Annotated in this window: 10 protein-coding genes and 1 pseudogene; 5 read left to right on the plus strand and 6 right to left on the minus strand. The window is 45.2% G+C overall.

Annotated elements, in window-relative coordinates; genetic code table 11:
• Positions 1-12: 12 nt before the first annotated feature.
• Positions 13-10353, plus strand: a complete 10341-nt coding sequence (locus P2A85_RS03840; protein ID WP_377477641.1) for a tetratricopeptide repeat protein — start codon at positions 13-15, stop codon at positions 10351-10353.
• A gap of 267 nt (positions 10354-10620) precedes the next feature.
• Here the strand turns inward: P2A85_RS03840 and P2A85_RS03845 are convergent, their stop codons facing one another.
• Both P2A85_RS03845 and P2A85_RS03850 read right to left on the minus strand, forming a co-directional pair.
• A complete protein-coding gene (locus P2A85_RS03845; RefSeq protein WP_377477643.1) occupies positions 10621-11448 on the minus strand; it encodes a glycosyltransferase family 2 protein in 828 nt (275 codons plus the stop codon).
• A 47-nt stretch (positions 11449-11495) separates the two neighbouring features.
• On the minus strand, positions 11496-13217 hold the full coding sequence (locus P2A85_RS03850; protein WP_377477645.1) for a class I SAM-dependent methyltransferase: 1722 nt from the start codon (positions 13215-13217) through the stop codon (positions 11496-11498).
• Positions 13218-13418: 201 nt separating this feature from the next.
• Between P2A85_RS03850 and cobA the strand changes: the two genes are divergently transcribed.
• Positions 13419-15020, plus strand: coding sequence for a uroporphyrinogen-III C-methyltransferase (gene cobA, locus P2A85_RS03855; RefSeq protein WP_377477647.1), 1602 nt, complete (start codon positions 13419-13421; stop codon positions 15018-15020).
• A gap of 370 nt (positions 15021-15390) precedes the next feature.
• On the opposite strand, the gene P2A85_RS03860 is transcribed toward cobA, so the two are convergent.
• Positions 15391-16281, minus strand: a complete 891-nt coding sequence (locus P2A85_RS03860) for an alpha/beta fold hydrolase (protein ID WP_377477649.1) — start codon at positions 16279-16281, stop codon at positions 15391-15393.
• Between the two features lie 743 nt (positions 16282-17024).
• Between P2A85_RS03860 and P2A85_RS03865 the strand changes: the two genes are divergently transcribed.
• The 3 genes from P2A85_RS03865 to P2A85_RS03875 all read left to right on the plus strand — a co-directional run bounded on the left by P2A85_RS03865 (position 17025) and on the right by P2A85_RS03875 (position 20635).
• Positions 17025-19436, plus strand: a complete 2412-nt coding sequence (locus P2A85_RS03865; RefSeq protein WP_377477651.1) for an FHA domain-containing protein — start codon at positions 17025-17027, stop codon at positions 19434-19436.
• A gap of 48 nt (positions 19437-19484) precedes the next feature.
• The gene (locus tag P2A85_RS03870; protein WP_377477653.1) at positions 19485-19934 is read left to right on the plus strand and encodes an EVE domain-containing protein; all 450 of its coding nucleotides are present in this window, start codon (positions 19485-19487) and stop codon (positions 19932-19934) included.
• A gap of 107 nt (positions 19935-20041) precedes the next feature.
• Positions 20042-20635 carry a Uma2 family endonuclease gene (locus tag P2A85_RS03875; protein ID WP_377477655.1) on the plus strand — a complete coding sequence of 198 codons (594 nt, stop codon included), beginning with the start codon at positions 20042-20044 and terminating at the stop codon, positions 20633-20635.
• A gap of 99 nt (positions 20636-20734) precedes the next feature.
• On the opposite strand, the gene P2A85_RS03880 is transcribed toward P2A85_RS03875, so the two are convergent.
• The 3 genes and pseudogenes from P2A85_RS03880 to P2A85_RS03890 all read right to left on the minus strand — a co-directional run.
• Positions 20735-21775, minus strand: coding sequence for a glucokinase (locus P2A85_RS03880; protein WP_377477657.1), 1041 nt, complete (start codon positions 21773-21775; stop codon positions 20735-20737).
• 29 nt (positions 21776-21804) lie between these two features.
• Positions 21805-21993 (minus strand): amylo-alpha-1,6-glucosidase, encoded by a 189-nt coding sequence (locus P2A85_RS03885; RefSeq protein ID WP_377481287.1) that lies wholly within the window; start codon positions 21991-21993, stop codon positions 21805-21807.
• A 123-nt stretch (positions 21994-22116) separates the two neighbouring features.
• Positions 22117-22641 (minus strand): annotated as a pseudogene (locus P2A85_RS03890) (glycogen debranching enzyme N-terminal domain-containing protein); the annotation flags it as partial.
• Positions 22642-22771 lie beyond the last annotated feature (130 nt).

The following is a 22771-nucleotide window of genomic DNA, read 5'->3' on the forward strand; positions in this document are numbered from 1 at the left end:
ACACAGATAACTATGGCTTGTCAAAAGAAATCACAACAACCTGTCAGTAAACTGAATGTGGAAGAGTCTTTGAAAATTGCTTGGGAATATCACCAAGCGGGGCGTTTGTTAGAAGCTGAAAGTTTGTACCGACAAGTCATAGCCGTACACCCGGAGTCTGCGAATGTGCTTTGTTTGTTGGGAATCGCTGTGAGACAGCAGGGTAAAATGGCCGAGGCGATCGCCTTTTATGAACAAGCGATCGCCCAACAGCCCGATTTTGTAGAAGCGCATTTAAACAAGGCTCATGTTTTGTTCGATATTGGCGAACATCAACAGGCGATCGCCTCCTACGAACAAGTCCTTCAAATCGCTCCCCATACAGCACTAGCCCACAAAAATCTCGGCTGGCTAAAACAGCAACAGGGCGACACCAACGCCGCTATTAGCTACTACCAAACAGCCCTGAAAATAGAACCAACTTGGAGCGAAATCGCCCATAATTTAGGTAATCTTTTCAAAGAACAAGGTCAAACCCAGGCCGCCATTGCTTGCTACCAAAAAGCTTTAGAGACCAATCCCGATTTAATCAATACCATAATCGCTTTAGGAACAATGTGGCAACAGCAAGGTGAATTTCAAGCAGCCATTGACTGTTATCAACAAGCACTAAAACTAGATTCCAACAATGCTGAATGCGTGAATAACCTCGGCGCAGGATACCACGAACAAGGCAAAATACAGCTAGCAATATCCTATTACCAACAAGCTTTAAAATTAAAACCAGATTTAATCGATGCAATTAATAATCTGGGTCATGCTTTTGTCGATCTCGGACAATTTAAATCAGCATTCTCCTGTCATTGTCGAGCCTTAGAATTGCAGCCAGAAAACAGCACAGCCCACGTAGAATTTGCCCTAAGTTTGTTATTATTCGGAGATTTCCGACGCGGCTTTGCTGAGTATGAGTGGCGGTGGCGCACTTCCCAACTACAACCGAGACAATTTACCCAACCAGTTTGGGATGGTTCGAGTTTACAGGGAAAAACTATTTTACTCCACGTTGAGCAAGGTTTCGGTGACTCGATTCAGTTTATTCGCTACGCGCCGATGCTTTACAGTCAAGGGGCAAAAGTGATATTGGTTTGCTATCCAGAATTGATGCGATTATTTGCTACAGTTGCTGGGGTGGAATATTTGTCACTTAATTTTAAAGGTTTGCCGGCCTTTGATGTTCACGCACCGTTAATGAGTTTGCCTTATATTTTGGGGACAACTTTGGAAACAATCCCGGCAAATATTCCTTACTTAGCCCCGCCTTCTGAATGCAAATTTGCCCTAGCTTCCGATGCTAAATTGAAGGTGGGAATTGTGTGGGCAGGAAATCCCAAACGCCGAAAAGATGCTCAACGCTCTTGCAATTTGAGCGATTTTATGCAATTTTTAGATGTGCCGGGAATCGCTATTTATAGTTTACAAAAAAACTTGTCCGAAGACGATCGCGCTTTATTACATCAACACCTAGTCCCGGATTTGAGTCCCCATCTCAACGACTTTGCTGATACCGCAGCCGCCATCGCTCAACTGGATTTAGTCATCAGCGTTGATACCTCGGTTGCACATTTGGCTGGTGCTTTGGGAAAACCAGTTTGGGTGTTACTTTCCTTTGCTCCTGACTGGCGTTGGCTGCTAGATAGAGAGGACAATCCTTGGTATCCGACGGCGAGACTGTTTCGCCAAAGTCAGCCGGAAAATTGGCAAGCATTGTTTGAGGATGTCAAAGCTGCTTTAAGTTTATTGGTGTCTGCTAATATAGAAGCACAATTGCAGCAAGCAGACTCCTTAATGGAAAGCGGCGAGAAAGAAGAGGCGATCGCCCTTTATGAACAGATTATTTCTACTGTCCCCAATTGCGTCCAAGCCAGAATTAACTTGGGTTTTCTCCAACAAGAAAAGGGAGAATTAGATGCAGCAATCCCCCACTATAGAGAAGCTTGGAAACTCGACCAAAATATTCCTCAAACAGCTTACAATTTGGCAAAAATTTTTGAAGAAAAAGGTCAAGCACAAGATGCGATCGAACATTACCAAAAAGCTCTGGCGGTGCAACCAGATTTCGTACCTGCACTGATAAATTTGGCCGTGGCGCTACAAGAAAATGGCGAACTTTTAGAGGCGGTAAATCTCTATCGGCGAGCGCTGGAAGTTCAACCCCATAGCTGGGAAGCTTTAAACAATCTGGGGACAGTATTGCAAGAACAGGGGAATTTAGAAGATGCCCTGGAATATTATCATAAAGCTCTGGAATTGCTGCCAGATTTTGTGGAAGCTATCAACAATTTAGGTCGGACTTTTCTCGAAAAAGGCGCGGTAGAAGATGCGATCGCCTGTTATCGACGAGTGATATCTTTGAATCCAGAACACGCTAGCGCTCGCCTGAATTTGTCCCTGGCTTTGCTGTTGGTGGGAGACTTAGAAAATGGTTTGGCGGAATACGAATGGCGCTGGAAAATTCAAGGATTTCACACAAGTCATTCCGGTTTCTTGACGGGACCAGATGATACAATTTCAGCCAGAGAATATCGTCCCCTTTGGGATGGTTCTGATTTACAGGGAAAGACGATTTTACTCCACGCCGAACAAGGTTTGGGCGATTCAATTCAGTTTGTGCGCTATGCTGCGATCGTCAAAAATAAAGGGGGACGAGTAATTGTTGGCTGTTATCCGCAATTACATCGCTTGTTTTCCACCGTTGATGGCATTGATTTACTAATAGTTAAAGGCGAGCCTATCCCGGAATTTGATGTGCAATCGCCGATGTTAAGTTTGCCACATATTCTCGGTACAACTAAGTCAACAATACCGGGAAATACTGCTTATTTAACAGCGCCTGCGGATTGTCAATTTGCCCTATTACCAGGACGCAAATTCAAAGTTGGGATTGTCTGGGCGGGGAATCCTAAACATCGCAAAAATATGCAGCGTTCTTGCAGTTTGAGCGCATTTCTCCCACTTTTGGACGTTTCAGGGGTGAGTTTTTATAGCTTGCAGAAAGAGCTTTCAGATACCGATCGCACGTTGTTACATCAAACCTCGATCGTCGATTTGAGCCCGCATTTGGGGGATTTGGCTGATACCGCAGCCGCCATCGCTCAACTGGATTTAGTGATTACCGTCGATACCGCTGTTGCCCATTTGGCGGGGGCTTTGGGCAAACCAGTGTGGATTTTGCTGGCGTTTTCCCCCGATTGGCGCTGGCTTTTGGAGCGGGAAGATAGTCCTTGGTATCCGACGGCGCGGTTGTTTCGTCAGTCGATCAGGGGCGATTGGGAGGATGTTTTTGGGCGGGTGGTGCAGGCTCTGGGGCTGGCGGTTTCTCAGCATGGCGCGCCTTCGGATTTGGCCGATGCAGCGTTGCTGGAGGGGCGTGATTTGCAGCGACAAGGCAAGTTTCCGGGTGCGATCGAATGCTACTCCAGGGCGATCGCGATCGATCCTCATAACTCCATGGCGTACAGCAATCTGGGTGTTGTCAAACAACAAATGGGTTTGCTCCCAGAGGCGATCGCCCATTACCGCCAAGCTTTAGCCCTTGAGCCGAATTTGGCGGAAACTCTCAGCAATTTGGGGAGTGCTCTGGCGGATGCAGGGGAAACAGCAGAGGCGATCGCAGTTTACGATCGCGCTTTGAGTTTAAACCCTAATTGCGCCGAAGCTTGGATTAATCTGGGGCTGGCGCGGGAAGCCCAAGGGGAGTTGGCGGAGGCGATAAACTGCTATCAGCAAGGGATTCAAGTTAATCCAAATAGTCCTGAAGCTTACTTGAATTTGGGCATTGCTTTGGAAAAACAAGGGGATAAAGAAGGGGAAGCCAAGGAGTTTTACGATCGGGCGATCGCCAATTATGAACGGGCGATCGCGATCGAACCGAATTACTTTGAAGCCTTGCACAATCTAGCCTACGCTACTATTCGACAGGGAAAAATTGCCAAGGCGATCGCCTATTACGAGCGATCGACTGCACTGCAACCGAGTTTAGCAGAAACTCTGATTAGTTTGGGGAGTTCCCTGCAACAGCAAGGAAAGTTAGATGAGGCTCTAGCCGTTTGTCAGCAAGCGATTCAGAAATTGCCATCCCATGCTGAGGCTCATTGTAATCTCGGAATTGTGTTTCAGAAACAGGGAAAAATTGCCAAGGCGATCGCCTGCTATCACCAAGCTTTGAGTCTCAAACCAGACTTCCCAACAGCTTTGAACAATCTGGGTAAGGCTTTTGAGGATGATGGCAAAATGGCAGAGGCGATCGAATGTTACCAACGGGCGATCGAACTTCAACCCGATGGAATTAATTCCTGCAACGGTTTGGGAAATGCTTTGCGACAACAAGGACAGTTTACAGATGCTGTCGCCTGCTACAGTCACGGAGTTGAGTTCAATAAAACTCACCCAGAAGCTCACTTAAATCTCGCTTTAGCTTTGTTGCTGATGGGAGATTTTGAACGCGGTTTTTCCGAGTATGAATGGCGGCTGCTAGTTCAAGAAAAACAGTTTCCCACTAATAACTTTATCCAGCCTTTTTGGGATGGCAAAGATTTGGATGGAAAAACTATTTTGCTTTGCCCAGAACAGGGTTTAGGCGATGCCATTCAGTTTATCCGCTACGCAGATTTAGTTAAGCAAAAAGGCGGCAACGTCATTGTTTGGTGTTCGCCCCAATTACAGCGGTTATTTGAACAGGTTTGGGCCATCGATCGATTAATAGTCGATCCAGAAACAGCGCCGGATTTTGATGTCCGCGCCCAATTAATGAGTTTACCTCACCTTTTGGGAACAACTTTAGCAACTATACCCGCCCAGGTTCCCTATTTAGCACCGCCACCAGGTCTAGAATTTACTCTTCATCCAACTTCTAACTTAAAAGTAGGAATTGTCTGGTCTGGAAATCCTAAAAATTCCCAAAATAACCTGCGTTCATTTCCCTTAACTTGCGTGGTAAAACTATTAGATATTCCGGGAGTAGAGTTTTACAGCTTACAAAAGGAATGCCCAGAAGCAGAACGTACCTTATTAGAGCAAATGCAAATTGCAGATTTAAGTGCTTATTTGCATGATTTTGCTGATACAGCCGTGGCCATTTCGGCTCTGGATTTAGTCATTTCCATGGATACTTCTGTGGCGCATTTGGCTGGTGCATTGGGTAAACCAGTGTGGATTTTGCTTTGTTTTACCCCCGATTGGCGCTGGATGTTGGAGGGGGAAGAGAGTCCTTGGTATCCGACGGCGAGGTTGTTTCGACAGGAAAAAACCGGGGATTGGGAAGGGGTTTTTGGGCGGGTGGCTTTAGCACTAAAAGCTCAGATTTGCGAGCATCAACCCGATGAAAATTTAATCGAAAATCAGTCCCTTCTAGAGTTAGCTCAACAACAGTTTAATCGGGGAAATCTGCTGAAGTCCCAGGGGAAATTTTCCGAGGCGATCGCCTATTTTAAAAAAGCTTTAGTTGATCGGCCAGATTTGATAGCAGCTACCACTAATTTGGCGGTGACGCTGCACCAAATCGGCGATTTTACCGAGGCAGCAAAATATTATTTACGAGCCATAGAAATCGACCCAGACTCCCCTCAAGGCTACAACAACTTGGGTATTTTGCACCAATCCCAGGGGAATATGGCTGAGGCTGTGTCTTGTTTTCAAAAGGCGATCGCCCTGAATCCACTCTATGTCAAAGCTCTGAACAATCTCGGCTCAATTCTCCAGCAGCAGGGAGAATTTTCCAGTGCGATCGCTTATTTTCAGCAAGCACTTTTTGCTACTTCTAATTACGTGCCAGCACTGATAAATTTGGGCGTAGCAATGGAAGCCAAAGGTCAGCCAGAAGAGGCTAAACGCTTTTATCAACAGTGCATTTACCTAGAACCTGACAACCCGCAAGGATACTATTATTTGGGTAATTTGTACTTAAAAATACACGAATTTCCCTCGGCAATTGATAATTTAGAAACCGCCTTAGTTTTGCAGCCATATTCTGTGGAAAGTTTGAATAATCTAGGCAGTGCTTTAGAAGGAATTGGCGACATACCCAAAGCAATTGCCTCTTACGAACGAGCCTTGAAACTTGATGCAAAATGTGGCAAAGCTCATTTCAATTTAAGCTTAGCATTACTGTTGAATGGAGACTTCGAGCGCGGTTTTGCTGAGTACGAATGGCGATGGGAAACAGATCAGGGAAAACAATTGGAGTGGTTCCCTTTAGCACAGCCAGTTTGGGATGGTTCTGATTTGGCAGGAAAAACTATTTTGTTGCGTTGCGAACAAGGTTTGGGCGATGCGATTCAGTTTGTACGTTACGCCTCCATTCTCCAGCAAAAAGGTGGCAAAGTATGGGTTTCTTGCTATCCAGAACTTAAGCGCTTATTCAAAACAATTCCTGGGAGTGAACAAGTAGTAGTTAAAGTAGAGGATTTGCCGGAATTTCAGTTACAAGCACCGCTGATGAGTTTGCCCTATATTTTGGGAACCAACCTAGAAAATATCCCGGCAAATATTCCTTATTTATCGCCTCCTGCTGACGGGAATTTCTCCCTAGATTCAAACCCAAATTTTAAAATAGGGATTGTTTGGGCTGGGAGTTCGGAACATTTGAAAGATTTTATGCGATCGACTGATTTAAGCTATTTTCTGAAATTGTTAGATCTTCCAGGAGTAAGTTTTTACAGTCTTCACAAAGAATTATCGGCGGGCGATCGCACTTTATTAAGTCAAATTCCAGTCACAGATTTAAGCGATAATTTGAAAGATTTGGCAGATACCGCAGCGGTGATAGCGCAATTGGATTTAGTAATTTCTGTAGATACCGCTGTCGCCCACTTAGCCGGTGCTTTGGGAAAACCAGTCTGGATTTTGCTCTCTTTTGTGCCCGATTGGCGGTGGATGTTGGAGAGAGAAGATAGCCCTTGGTATCCGACAGCACGGTTGTTTCGTCAGCAAAAACCGGGTGATTGGGAGGGAGTATTCGATCGCCTAAAAACAGCCTTACAACACATGGTGGGTACGCACCATCCACAAGACAGGGCGGGCACGCACCATCCACAAGACAGGGCGGGCACGGGGGCACCGCCCCTACAGTCTAATTTATTATCACCCGCTCAGGTAGAATTTCACATAGCAAATGCTCTCAACAAACAGGGTAAAAAAGCAGCAGCGATCGCCCGATACCAACAAGTAATTGCGATGAATCCCCAGCACCCAGAAGCCCATAGTTATTTAGGCCATCTCCAACAAGAAAATGGGCTAATATCCGAGGCAATTTCCCATTATCAACAAGCCCTAGAAATCGACCCCAATCAAGGTGAAACTAACTTATACTTAGGTTGCGCTCTCGAAGAAGAGGGAAAAGTTGCTCTTGCGATCGAATATTACGATCGAGCAATTCAATTATCTTCAGACTCAGCGCATACTCATTTGAGACTAGCCTTAGCCTTGCTGCTAACTGGCAATTTTTCCCGCGGTTTTGCTGAATATGAATGGCGCTGGCAAACTCAAGAATTGGAATCCAGATATTTCGCCCAACCACTTTGGGATGGTGGTAATTTCCAGGGAAAAACTATTTTGTTGCACTCCGAACAAGGTTTTGGCGATGCCATTCATTTTATCCGTTACGCACCTTTAGTTAAGCAAAAAGGTGGCCAAGTTATTGTTGCTTGTCATCAATCTTTGCAGCGTTTATTTGCAGGAGTTGCAGGCATAGATCTTGTAGTAACAAGGCCCAAGGATTTGCAAGAGTTTCAACTACAAGCGCCACTGTTGAGTCTACCCAAAATTATGGGTACTACCTTAGAAAATGTACCCGTGAATATTCCTTATCTAGCTCCCCCACAGGATTTTAAATATTTCCTAGAACCCAACAATCAACTCAAAGTAGGAATTGTTTGGTCTGGTAGCCCGCTGCACCGAAAAAATCACGATCGCTCCTGTACGTTGAAGGATTTTAGGAAGTTTTTAAACGTGCCAGGAGTTAGTTTTTATAACCTTCAGAAAGACTTGTCACCGGGCGATCGCACTTTATTAAATCAACAGCAAGTGCAGGATTTGAACCCAGAGTTAGGAGATTTTGCCGACAGCGCAGCCATTATTTCCCAACTGGATTTAGTAATTTGTGTAGATACTGCTGTCGCCCACTTAGCCGGTGCTTTAGGAAAACCAGTCTGGATTTTGCTCTCTTTTGTGCCCGATTGGCGGTGGATGTTGGAGCGTGAAGACAGCCCTTGGTATCCCACTGTGCGGTTGTTTAGACAGCAAAAAGCGGGTGATTGGGAGGGAGTGTGCGATCGCCTAAAAACAGCCTTGCAAGAGAGGGCGGGCACGGGGGCACCGCCCCTACAATCTACTCGTTCCCAGGCTCAGCCTCAAATTCAAGCCCCAGAAACGCCCCCACTAACCCCTAGGGAGTGTTTTCAAGCTTTCCAATTAGATTCAGATCCCCCTAAATCCCCCTTAAAAAGGGGGACTTTGAGTGAATTCTCCCCCCTTTGTAGGGGCGGTGCCCCCGTGCCCGCCCGCTTGCTGGGGGGATCTCCGGGTTTGAAAACAGGCCCTCGTTCCCAGGCTCAGCCTGGGAACGCAGATGCTTTGGCTCCGCCTCAAATTACTCGTTCCCAGGCTCAGCCTCAAATTCAAGCCCCAGAAACGCCCCCACTAACCCCTAGGGAGTGTTTTCAAGCTTTCCAATTAGATTCAGATCCCCCTAAATCCCCCTTAAAAAGGGGGACTTTGAGTGAATTCTCCCCCCTTTGTAGGGGCGGTGCCCCCGTGCCCGCCCGCTTGCTGGGGGGATCTCCGGGTTTGAAAACAGGCCCTCGTTCCCAGGCTCAGCCTGGGAACGCAGATGCTTTGGCTCCGCCTCAAATTACTCGTTCCCAGGCTCAGCCTCAAATTCAAGCCCCAGAAACGCCCCCACTAACCCCTAGGGAGTGTTTTCAAGCTTTCCAATTAGATTCAGATCCCCCTAAATCCCCCTTAAAAAGGGGGACTTTGAGTGAATTCTCCCCCCTTTGTAGGGGCGGTGCCCCCGTGCCCGCCCGCTTGCTGGGGGGATCTCCGGGTTTGAAAACAGGCCCTCGTTCCCAGGCTCAGCCTGGGAACGCAGATGCTTTGGCTCAGCCTCAAATTAAACCCCCACAAACACCCCAAAAACTAACAGGAATAGGTATCACCTGGCCAGTCAGCGTCACCAGCGGCTGGGGAATTTATGGCATGAATTTAACACTGCAACTGGCGAGAAATCCCGCCTGGAAAGTTGCACTATTAGCACCACATTCCATCTCAGAAATTATCAATCCGCTGCACAAATCGCTGTTATTACCATTATTAGAAAAACAGAAACAGTTTCAAGAATTAGTAGCAGCAAATTCAGACAAACAAATCAATTGCAACTTTCCAGCACTTTACGCCCTGGGCAATAATTTAGCATCCTCTGGTGTGGAAAATCAAATTACCAGTGACTTTCCAGTGGGAGTCATCTTTTTTGAAGACACCAGAATCACAGCAGAAGCATTAGAAAAAGCCAAAAAATATAGTTCGATTGTCGCCGGTTCCCACTGGAATGCCGATGTTTTGAAAAGCTACGGCTTGACTAATGTCGCCATGGTAAATCAAGGCATTGACCCCGCAATTTTCCATCCTGCACCCAAATCTAATCTATTTGGCGATCGCTTTGTCATCTTCTCCGGCGGCAAACTAGAATATCGCAAAGGTCAAGATATTATTGTCGCCGCTTACAAACGCTTTCACAAAAAACATCCCGAAGCATTATTACTAACAGCATGGCACAACTTCTGGCCTCAATATATGTTAGGAATAGAACAAACCGGAAACGTCATCGGATTTCCGAATATTAACCGCGATGGCAGTTTAGGAATTGCCCAATGGTTAGTAGCTAACGGTTTACCTGTTGACTCTTTTATCGACATTGGCTTAATTCCCAATCATCTCGCCGGACAAATATTGCGAGAAGCCGATGCAGCCGTTTTCACCAATCGCTGCGAAGGCGGCACTAATTTAGTCGCAATGGAAAGCATGGCCTGCGGAATTCCTACTATTTTATCAGCAAATACGGGTCATTTAGATTTGATTAGCAGCAATAATTGCTATCCTTTATCAAGTCAGGGACGAGTTAAACCTACTGTTCATTTTTCAGGTATAGAAGGCTGGGGAGAGTCTGATGTTGATGAAGTCGTCGAGGCTTTGGAACAAGTTTATACTAATCGGGAACAAGCTAAAAGTCGCGGTTTAGCTGCGGCGAATTTCATGCTTGATTGGACTTGGGAAAAACAGGTTAAGCGTTTTTTGGATGTGATTGGCGGGCTATATACATAATTCCCGTAGGGGCGGGTTCATCAACAATAATCGCCCCAAAACTAACAATTTCAAAAACCCGCCCCGCCCTCTCACTCTCTCTTCTCTGCCTTCGCGTACTTCGCGCCTTCGCGGTTAAATCATTCCGATACAACCAGAATTGACATAAAATGTAGGTTGAAATTACAATTTCAATCCACCGATAGATACTGTAAGGTGCGTCGCACTCGACAATCTGCAATTAAAATCAAAAATATAGCAGCGACGCACCCTACCAGATAAAAAAGATTAATTGGCGATTGATTTCAATAGTCTGTTAGCACTGTTTACACATTCAATATCGTATAGTTCTGGATTGTAACAAACAATTTGTGCTACCAATTTATGATGGTATGGTTGAGCTTTTTCATTTCTAGAACCATGAACGCGACGATAATTAAGAACTATTTCTCTCGTTCCCAAAAAAGGAATGCTATGTTTGTGACAATTAACCCAAAATTCCCAATCCTCATAACCTTCTTTCATCTCTCCTTTGTAACCGTTGACCAAATCCCAAACAGATTTGTGATACAATGAAGACGTGCAAATCATATTAGATTGTTTGATATTTATTGGTGAATATAAATCATAACTGGGTACGGTGCGATTTTCATTGCCACCAAAAATTTGATAAGAACCAAATGCTATGCAAGGTACTTGTGATTTGAGAGATATTTCTAAAAGACAAGTTAAGGCATTTTCAACTAAGATGTCATCGGCATCTAAGGGGATGATGTATTCGCCATTTGCTGCTGTTATCCCAGCATTCCTCGCCATTGATATCCCTTGATTAGGTTGTTCTATTAGCCTAATTTGATGCTGGGGATTTGCTGCTATCAAATTTTGGGCGACTATGTTAGTAGTATCTAAACTGCCATCATTGATAATGATGATTTCCCAATTTTTGTAAGTTTGGTTAATGACGCTAGTTACTGCTTGGGGTAAAAAATGAGATTGATTGTAACAGGGAATAATCACAGAAATCAAAGGTTGACTTGCAAGCTGCGGCGAAGCTGCGACCTGCTTTACACTTTGTGGATGGTTTGAGTGGGAATTTTTGCTAGAAGTTCCAGCCATTTGTAAGCTGTAAAAATAAATTTTGGGATGGACGATCGCTAATTGATTCAGATCGGTGTGTTGATGTTCATTTTTTTGTAACTTATTTCGCTGGTTTTTTGAGAATTGCCACTAACATCATAGCCTTGCAAATGTGCTGGCAACTCCCAAGCAATATTGGGGTCTGGTTGATGTGCGACTGGCTCAACATTGCCCCGCCAAGCAGCACCCATAATTTGCATTGTTTGATAAATTACAGTATGCCATCCCTTTTCTTTTAAGTAATTTAAACCTTTAGCAACATCGGGAGCAGCTAAGTGATGAAATAAAATTATCGCATCTTTTTCAGCCAATTTTTCACAAACAATTGCATCATTTAACGGTCCATCACCTCCGTGTTCTCCATCAATAAAAATTAACGACCATTTGCGATTGAATTGATTCGCAAATTCTTCTACTCGTTGGGGACTGTAACCTGGAATTAGTTCAACAGTGGTTTGAACTCCCGACGCATTGAGAGCTCCTTGAATTGAATCGATGACACTTTGTCTGATGTCTTCTCTTTCTAACAGCGGATCGACGACATCTAATGCAACTCCAGCCAGGGCTAAATGACAGGCTGACCAACCCAGCCAGCAGCCTATTTCTAAAGCTGTTTTACCAGAAAATTGCAGGGCTGTATTGTAAAGGATGTGTGCTTCATCGCGACTGAGAAAGCCGACTGAAGAAGCTCGCCCATCGACATACCAATTGTGAGGAATTTCTCGACGTAGATAAGGCCACGGACAAGTCTGAGTATCGCCGACTATCATGTTGGGAAAGTACGCATCTGGGAGGATAATTTTCAATCCGGGGGATATGTAATCTCCGGCGGGCAATAAAGTATTATTTGCGGTTTCCGATTGTGCTTGTACTCTCATTTTTTTCGGCTGAATGGGTTGGTAGCGGAGGCTAATTTCTATTGTATCGCCGTCTGTGGTTGCCAATTTTACCAAGTCGTGTTTGTGACCGGTCATGTGCAGAATCCCGATCGCCTCCTGCGGCAAATACGGCTCCACAAAACAACCTCGCTGCTTGTCCCACACGGGCAAACCAAAGTTGCAACTCCAGTTGCACCAAGCCGGCAGCATCTCTGTTGTGTCAAAGAGTGCAGTGCCATAAACCAAACGATTTAAGGCAATTTGGTCGCTCATCAAAGAGACGTGCTGCTGCAATCCCTGGGCCAAATATTCTGCCCAAAGTTCCCAGTGCGGTGCATTTTTGTGCAGCGCAAAAACACCCGCATTTATGGTAGGATAGCTGTGCAATTTCTGGGCAACTTCTTCCCCAAAAGCTGCTTGATAATCCCGATAAACAAATTCCCAGTACCAAGACAGTTTGCCGTAAGCTAAATAATAACCGCGATCGAGTTCGGGGACAACTGCTAAACCCCGCTTTGCTGCTCCTTTAACTAACAGTTCAACAGCTTGCCAATCTTGCACCCAAGCATCGGCATCTATCCACAGGTAGATGTCAAAATCTGGGAAGTAGCTACGCAGAAACGGACGTGCTAAAAGTCCTTTGAGATAGTGAGGAGCTTCATTTTTCCCAGGAAAATCAAAGTCCAAATCTGGTTTTTTAATGATATTAACTTGTGTTTCTAGCCATTGTAATTGTTCGGGAGTGCAGCCGAGATCGAAAAAGCCGATCGCCACATTTTCCCCCTCTGGTTTTTCCCGCACCGATAAAATAGTGCCTCGCACCAGTTCAAAGTAATTTGCATCGGCGGCCGTAATGATGATAATCTGCATAAGTAGAAGGAAGAAGGAAGAAGGAAGAAGGAAGAAGGAAGAAGGAAGAAGGAAGAATGCTTATACAGTCTTATTCCTTAAAATTGTAGGGTGCGTTAGGTGAATTTCTCAAACAATTATGCAGGGTTTAGAGATCTGACGCACCTTACTAATTGTGACAATTGGGTAACTCCTAATCAAGTATATCACTGAGGACGATTTATGAAAAACCAAAAAGGCAAAGTTTATCTAGTCGGTGCGGGGCCCGGAGATTGTGATTTGATGACAGTGCGATCGCAAAAATTGCTCTCCCAAGCCCAAGTCTTAATCTACGACGCTCTAGTCGATATCCCCCAACTAGAATTAATCCCCGTAACTTGCCTCAAAATCGAAGTCGGAAAACGCGGAGGCAAACCCTCAACTCAACAACAAGAAATCAACCGTTTGCTAGTAGAATACTGCCACAGAGGCAAACAAGTAGTCCGCCTCAAAAGTGGCGACCCCTTTATTTTTGGACGTTCTAGCTCCGAAATTCAAGCATTAATCGCAGGGGACTGTGACTTTGAAGTCATACCGGGAATTTCCTCCGCCTTCGCCGCACCATTGCTAGCAGGAATTCCCCTCACAGATCCAGTAATGAGCCGCTGTTTTGCCGTGATGAGCGCCCACGAACCAGATGCTCTGGAATGGGAAGCATTAGTCAAGATTGAAACCTTGGTAATATTGATGGGAGGGCGCAATTTGGGTGAAATAGTTTGGCAATTACAAAAGCATGGATTATCCAGCCAAACTCCGATCGCGATTATCCGAGATTGCGGCAGGCCAGAACAACAAATTTGGAGCGGTAATCTCTCCGATATCATACCCAAAACAACAGGTCAATCTCTGTCACCTTGTGTGATAATTATTGGGGAAGTAGTAAGATTACGCGAATATTTAATCCAGCCCCAAAGCACCAACATGATCGACATAAATATCACTCTTAATAAGAACCCATTGCCGCTAGCAGGAAAAACTATTTTAGTGACTCGTGCAGCTTCTCAATCTGGTCAATTTACCCATCGCCTCCAGCAACAAGGAGCCCGCGCGATCGAAATGCCGGCCCTAGTTATTGGTCCCCCTTCCACCTGGGAACCATTGGACAGCGCGATCGCCCAATTGTCAAGCTTTCACTGGTTAATTCTCACTTCCACCAACGCGGTAGACTACTTTTTTGAAAGACTAGAAACCAGTGGCAAAGATGCCCGCAGCTTGTTCGGAATTAAAATTGCAGTTGTCGGCAAAAAAACCGCCGAAACTTTGCGATCGCACTCTTTGCAACCAGACTTTATTCCCCCCAACTTTGTCGCCGATTCCCTAGTCGAAAACTTCCCTTGGGAGGGCGTGGAGGGCGATGGCGGGGGCACAGTCCCTACCAACTGCAAAATCCTATTTCCCAGAGTAGAAAGTGGTGGCAGAGAAGTTTTAGTCAAAGAATTCACCGCCAAAGGAGCCCAAGTCATCGAAGCACCAGCCTATCAATCTTGCTGTCCCGAAAACATCGATCCGATCGCCTTAGCTGCGCTGCAAAATCGAGCAGTTGATATTATAACATTTGCCAGTTCCAAAACCGTACAAAATTTTTGTAAACTGATAGAACAAAGCCCAGAATTGTCTCGCAATCAGGATTGGTTGAAAAATGTTTGCATCGCTTCCATCGGACCAGAAACTTCCAAAAGTTGCTCTAATTTATTGGGTAAATTAGATGTGGAAGCTAAGGAATATACATTGGATGGGCTGAGTGAGGCGATCGTTCAATGGGTTGCAGAAAATCAAAGTTTGTAGTTTATTACCAAAAATTTGAGTCTAAAGTCCCGTTCTTTTAGGAAGACTTTAATTTTCCCATGACAGGTCAGCTAATGGCCTAGGTTTTTGGTTGGTCGATCGCCCTACCAGCATCAACGCCCAATGCGATCGCCTCAGTCAAATAATTTAAAATTTTAAAAAAATGGTTTCAACAGAAAAAGCACCGACGACTGGCCGTGTTTCGTCTCGGTGCTTTTTCTGGTTCGCTCCTCACACGTCCATTACTCTAGCCGACTCAGCCAACCCTGTCAAGACTTTTTACAAAACTTTTTTTGGCAAGTCTTCTAACAGCGGAAACATCAGCCTTGAAAGCCTTCGGCACAAAGGATCGGGATGCTGGGGAGACTCATCAATTCAACTGGGCCATCCAGTCCAAAATCAGAGCATTCACTTGAGTGGGGCGTTCGTCGTGGGGACAGTGCCCTGTGTTGGGAATCGAAACAAATTTGACCGATCGCCCATTATCCGCCAAATCCTGATAAATTTTACTACCTGCGATCGGAGTCCAGGGGTCATCAGCACCCCAAAGCACCAATAAGGGGCGATCGACTTTAGGCAGCAATTCCGACGGTTGAGGGCCTGCGGGGGCTGTCAGAATCGACGCAAAAACCTGTTGGGCTCCCGGATCGCAGGAGGGGGCGTGGAGGAGTTCTACAAGTTCCTCCGTAATGGCTTCCTGGTTCCCGTAGACTTGGCGCAGGGTGTTGCGGATGCGGTGTTTTTGGCGGATGTTGTGGAATAGCAATGGGCCAAAAATGGGCGATCGAACTAATTTAGCAAAAGTCCCCATCACTAATCCCAGAAGAAAGTTAAGTTCTTGGGGACGGTGGTTGAGTCCGCCAGCACAATTAATCAAGACTCCGCCGGCGGATATTTCGGGATGATTGGCGACTACCATCAAACTCAGCAAAGCGCCGATGGAATTCCCGACAAACACCGCCGGTTCCTGTACCAACTCCGTCCAAAAATCTGTCACTAATTCTTCCCACAACTCTAGGCTGTAATCTAGAGCTGGCTTAGCAGAAGCACCGAATCCCAGCAAGTCTAGGGCGAATACTCGATAGCCGCCAGCCGCCAGGGCGGGGATGTTGTTTCTCCAATGTCCGATCGAAGCTCCAAAGCCGTGAATTAAGATGAGAGGGCGGCCTGTTCCTTGGACTGTATATTGAATTTTGTGGCCGCGCCATGTCCAAATTAATTTTTCTAAGCTGTTGGCTGATACTAGCTGTTGTGTAGTCACGGCAGTTATGCAAAGTTTTGTTAACTAATTCGATCGTAGCAGGATCGCGCGGCTTGAGCTACTGTCTCCGCTAGCATCTAGAAGATAAGTAGAAGGAAGAAGGAAGAAGTCACCCCCCCCAGCCCCCCCCAAGGGGGGAAATTCAGGAAGAAGGAAGAAGTCACCCCCCCCAGCCCCCCCCAAGGGGGGAAATTCAGGAAGAAGGAAGAAGTCACCCCCCCCCAGCCCCCCCCAAGGGGGGAAATTCAGGAAGAAGGCAGAAGACTTATGCAGTCAGCTTTTCGGTCATCCGTATTTTACGTTTTATTAAGTGGATTTACTTAATAGGACCTATGGAATAGCACTCAAGAAACCGGGTTGTTTATCAAATATTGAGCAAGAACGAGTATTCTCACAAAAAAAACTGATTCTCACCTCCGCGTAAATCCGAAAAAAGTTCGATCGCACATCCCCCATAATTCCTGTGGAACAGGCTGTAGGGCCTGTTTTTGACTATCTGTTTGGGAGACATCTATAGCAATCCTAAATCATTTGTGAAATTTCTCTCTTACCCCCTCCCCTTACTAAGGTCCGGGTTGGGGTGGGGTAAAAACTTTACGACTCCTGCAAGGATTGCTATATTCTTGAACTAAAATATTAAAATTTCTGGTGCGTAATGTGAGTTTTGTGAAGTATCTTTTGTCGTTATAGTTGTCCAGGTTTTGATATGCTAACAAAGTGAGTCTCACAAACGCGATTGAAGTATGACAGGCAGCATAGGACAACCCACAGCTTTAAGCAATCGACCATATTTAGTCTTAAATAGTCAAGGCCAAGTTTTACAGTTTGAGTTGACACAGCAGCAACACGTATTGGGGCGCGATCGCACTCGTGCCGATTTAATCGTACCTGAACTCTGGCGCGCAGTTTCCAGCGTTCACGCTGTTTTGCGCCAAGTAGGTGATAATTACTGGATTTACGACGGTAACGGTCAACAGCCAAGCACTAATGGCCTATTTGTCGATCGCACCCGCATCACTCCCAACGACGGTTATTGTCTGAAAAATGGTACAGAAATTAAAATCGGTCTTGACCCAAAAAATCAAGTTTTACTGACATATTTTAACCCCACTGCAAATCAAGTTGTAGCATCAAACAAACAGTCAATTTCCCTCAAAAATCGGTCTGTATTGTTGGGTCGCGATCCGAATGCAGCACTGCAATTAGACTCTCCCCTTGTATCCAGACGCCACGCCACCATTGACCAAGACAGTCGCGGCAATTATATTTTACAAGACCACAGCGCCAACGGCGTGTTTGTTAACGGTCAGCGAGTCACAAATTCTGTACAATTGTCCGAGGGAGATGCCATTCGGATCGGTCCGTTTACTCTAATTTACCACAGTGGCGAGTTGGAGATGCAAGACTCCGGCAATCAAATTCGTTTGGATGCTGACTGTCTGGTGATTCCCAAGCGTTTAAGGCGGATCAAATTAGCGATCGAACCAGGGCAATTTGTCGCCTTAGTAGGCGGTAGCGGCGCGGGAAAATCTACATTAATGCGGACACTATTAAGCATTGAAAAAACTACTAGCGGCATCGTTTATATCAACGGCGACGACCTCAGAAAAAACTTTAATATTTATCGCAATCAAATTGGTTACGTCCCTCAAGATGATATTATTCACGCTGATTTAAAAGTAGAAGAAGTATTAACCTATGCAGCTAAACTACGTCTACCACCCGATACAAATGTTAAGCAAGTAGTCGCTAAAACCTTAGAAGATATTGAAATGACTCACCGCAGCAAGGCTTTAGTCAAAGAACTTAGTGGCGGACAGCGCAAACGGGTTAGTATCGGAGTCGAACTGTTAGCAAACCCGAAACTCTTCTTCTTAGACGAACCGACATCAGGACTAGACCCCGGTTTGGATAAAAAGATGATGCAACTGTTGCGAAAGTTGGCAAGTCAAGGTCGGACGGTGATTTTAGTCACTCACGCCACAGCAAATATCACCATGTGCGATCGTATCGTATTTATGGGTCGTGGCGGTCGCCTCTGTTACTTCGGTCCACCAAAGATAGCCCTAGACTTTTTTGATGTTAAAACTGGTGATTTTGCAGACATTTACAACGAACTAGAAACAGAAGAAAGCAACGTTCAAAGCTGGGCGGATAAGTTTAGCAATTCTCCCTACTATCAGCAATACATTGAAAATCATTTCAGCATAGACAAGACCACAAATACCGCACAAAAAAAATATACACCCCCTCCCCAGCCAAAATCTGTATCTTTTATCCAACAACTGGTTATACTTGCTCAACGTTATTTCCAGCTAGTTTGCCGCGACGGCGTTAACTTAACTTTAGCTCTTTTAACAGCCCCGATCGGCATTAGTTTGCTGCGGCTTGCAGTCAGAGACAAAGACCCGTTAATAGGCGCACCGGAAGCAACTTTAGCACCTTTAGCCTTGCGAGTTTTGTTTGTCTTTACCTGTGCAGCCATTTGGGTAGGATTGGCAACTTCTATCCAAGAAATTGTCAAAGAATCAGCTATTTATCTCCGCGAACGTTTAGTCAATTTAGGATTATTTGCTTATGTAGGTTCAAAAGTTTTAATCCTTTCCGGGTTAGCCCTATTGCAAACTATCTTAATGGTAGCAATAATTTTGATTGCTTTTAAACATCCAGAACCGAGTTTAATTTCCTGGCCTGTGGGAGTAAGCATTACCACTTTTCTGACTTTACTTAGTTGTGTCAGTCTCGGATTAGTGGTTTCAGCCATGGTCAAAAATGGCTCTCAAGCTAATAGCGCTTTACCTCTCTTATTACTACCTCAGATTATCTTTTCTGGAGTTTTGTTTAAGATGGAAGGTGCCGCCAGTAAATTTTCTTGGTTGATGTTAAGCCGCTGGTCTGTGGGTGCCTATGGCTCTTTAGTGAATGTAAATGCCATGGTTCCCGCAGCTACTAAATTGCCCGATGGGAGTACGCTTCCTCAGCCCTTTGAGCCTACTCCTGTGTACGAGCACACTTGGGAAAATTTGAGTTTAAATTGGGGAATTTTGTGCGTGCATATTTTGGTTTATTTAATCTTAACTGTGTGCTTGCAGAAGTGGAAGCATATTTTGTTCCAATTCTTCGATCGGATATCAAATCTGGCAAAAAAAAGGTGAAGCTAGTGGGAGGTAAATAGAATATTCTGAGGATAGCGAATAGATTGTATGAATTATTGGTTGATGAAGTCGGAACCTGATGTTTATAGTATTGCGAATTTGAAATCAGATGGGATTTCGATCTGGGATGGCGTTCGTAATTATCAAGCTCGGAATTTTATGCGAGAAATGAGTCAGGGCGATTTAGTATTTTTTTACCATTCTAATACTAGAATACCGGGAATAGTCGGCTTGATGCGTATCATTGAAACTAATATCCCCGATCCAACTCAGTTCGATACAAATAGTGAATATTATGATGCTAAATCCACCTTTGCTGCACCTCGCTGGCAAACTGTGAGAGTGGAGTTTGTGGAGGAATTTGCCAATTTAATATCTTTGGATGAACTGAAGGAAAATTTTAGTCATGATGAGCTTTTGGTGGTGAGGAAAGGCAATCGGTTATCGGTGATGCCGGTTTCTGAAGCTGCGGCTAAGAAGATTTTGAAGATGCAGTAATTTTATATGATCTATGAGAAGTAGAAAGGATATTCTATTTTGCTTGGTCTAGTTAATCCAAGCTATCATCTAATTAGTCATCTGATTTTGTATAGGAGAAAGATAGTATGCTGACCGAAACAAAGCAACGCTACTATACGACCGAGGAATATCTGGCTTTAGAAGAAACTGCGGAATTCAAAAGTGAATATCGAGATGGGGATATAGTACCGAGGCCTGGTGGAACTGCTAATCACAATAAACTTGCAGGGAATTTCTATAAAAGATTTCCCTTGAGTGTCGGCGGACAGAGTTACGAGGTATTTATTAATGATATGCGGTTGTGGATACCGCGTTACAGTTTCTACACTTATCCAGATGTAATGGTGATGCAAGGTGAACCCGTGTATGTGGGAACTAATACCACTGCTGTGACAAATCCTTTGCTGATTGTGGAGGTGTTGTCTAAGTCAACGAAGAATTACGATAGAGGGGAGAAGTTTATGTGTTATCGATCGCTTCCTGAACTGCGGGAATATATTCTAATTGACCAATACAGTTATCACCTAGAACAGTTTGCTAAAACAAGGGATGGTAAATGGCTTTTAACTGAGTATGAGTCTGAGGATGATATGTTGATTTTAGAGTCGGTTAAGTTTCAAATTAGTTTAAGGGATATTTACGATCGCATAAAATTTGATGGGGAGTATCAACCAGTCTAGATCCCCCTGGCATCCCAGGGCTGTTTCATTCTCAGACAAATCATAATTTTGTAGGGGCGGTGCCAAGAGTGCCCGCCCCCCTCATCCACTTAAAATACCCTAAAGACCGGCAGCACAAACTGCCGCTCCAATCAACCCTACATTGCTATTCAAAACAATGTGAACTGGTATCATTTCCAATAGCGAATCCATGCGCCCTTTGTGGGTAAACGCCCGCATAAAACTGCCTTCTTCCATCAGTGGCAAAATTTTAGCAGCAATGCCACCAGCGATGTACAAACCACCGTAGGGTAAAAGGGTGACACCCATATTTCCAGCCACAGCGCCGTAAGCTTCTACAAACATTTGCATGGTTTGTTCCGAAAGTCGATCGCACTTTTCCAGTGCCGCCTTGGCAATTGTCGCTCCGGGATCGACCGTTTTTTCAGTTTTCCCAATTTCTGACTCCCATTGTTTAATAATTTTCCCTACCTCCGCTGATTCCGGCGCAAATTTTATGTCCCGCAAAAACTGATAAATTGCCACAATTCCCTGGCCCGAAACTACTCGCTCGATGGATATTCTGGGAATGTCGTGTTTTGCTAACAAATATTTCAGCAATTGAAACTCCAACTCGGAGCGAGGTGCAAAATCACCGTGTCCCCCTTCGGAAGAAAAAACTCTGAGCCCATTGGTGTCGGGAATAGCAAAACATTTGCCCAAACCAGTACCCGCACCAATCACTGCAATTGGATCGCGTTCTCGGAGTTTTCCGACTTGCAAAGTGTGCAAATCTGTCCCATCCAAACCAGACACGCCGTAGCCAATGGCGACAAAATCATTAATTAAACTAACATGAGATATTCCTAATTCTTGTTCTAGACGCTTTACCTCAAGCTGCCAAGGCAAATTCGTCAGTTTGGCAGTATTGTTAAGGACAGGGCCTGCGATCGCAAAACAAGCTGTTTCCGGTACTGGTGCCAAGTCCAGCTTCACAGCAGCTTCCGCCAAAAAATGCTGCACCATCGGCACTAAATCTGGAAACTCTCCACTGGGATAGCGCAACTCATAAAGAGGTTTCATTTCACCCTCAACAGTCTTTTCCACTAAGCGTAAAATCGTCTTAGTTCCGCCAATGTCACCAGCCAATAATAATGCCATAAACCTCCGATTAAACCAACGGTTAACTGTCAACTGTCAACTATAACTATCCGTCCTCGGAATTTGTGGTATTCATAGTCAGGTTTTCCCAATTTTTGAGCAAAACTGACCATTCCTTGTATGGCATTGTACCAAAGAGCGCTGATTTCGATCGGCTTACCAATCCGCGGTGTCACCACCCAATCGCCGATTTTTGCGTCCATCCAAGTCAGTTGCACCGCTTTTAAAAATCTAGGTAAACCTAGCAAGACTCAGCGGTTTAAGTTTCTTAAGCGTTCTCTTCTAGTGCTGTCGCTTCCCCGGTCTCGAGGTTGGCTAGAAAATCCCAGTTAGAGTCACCACACGCCTTTTTCCACTGTTTCTAGACCGATTTGCCAATCGTCGGCGCTCGTGGTGTGGTGATAGTCGCGATAGTCGATCAGGGCCTTGACAGCCAGGGCGATCGGTTTTGAGGCGCGGTGCAAACGATATTGAATATACGTTGTGTTAGCACTTTGTTGCATCCAAATCCGCTTTTCTAGGATAGCGTCCGCCAGAGCAAATCTCCAAACAGGTGTCGTACCTTCCATGTGAAAGCTTTCGATGTAGTTATAGCCGTGGGGTTCGATCGTCCCGTCGGCCCAGCGGTTTGTATAAAGAGGATAGGGGCGATCGAGATACACCGCCGTCTCGTCCAGTTTGACCAGCATCAAAGTACGTCCCAGCGGGGGTTGGAGCGCAGCCACCAGCAGACCGTGATAGTGGCGGGTGAGGAGATTGGCGATCGTCCCACTAGCATAACCGCCGATCCCGTTTGTGACCAACCATTCGCGAGACTCCGCCGAGTCCAGATTGCAGCAGATTTCCCGTCCAAAAGCAATAACCATAGGAACACACTCGCTGACTTGTCATCTACCTTGAGGTCTATTTTAAACATTATTTTCCCCAAAAATAGTCACCCTTAAAGAGGACTAATTTGGCGATCGGGCAAACCAGATTCATGCTTTAATGTAAATG

This window comes from Microcoleus anatoxicus (assembly GCF_042465725.1).
Classification (GTDB): Bacteria; Cyanobacteriota; Cyanobacteriia; order Cyanobacteriales; family Microcoleaceae; genus Microcoleus; species Microcoleus anatoxicus.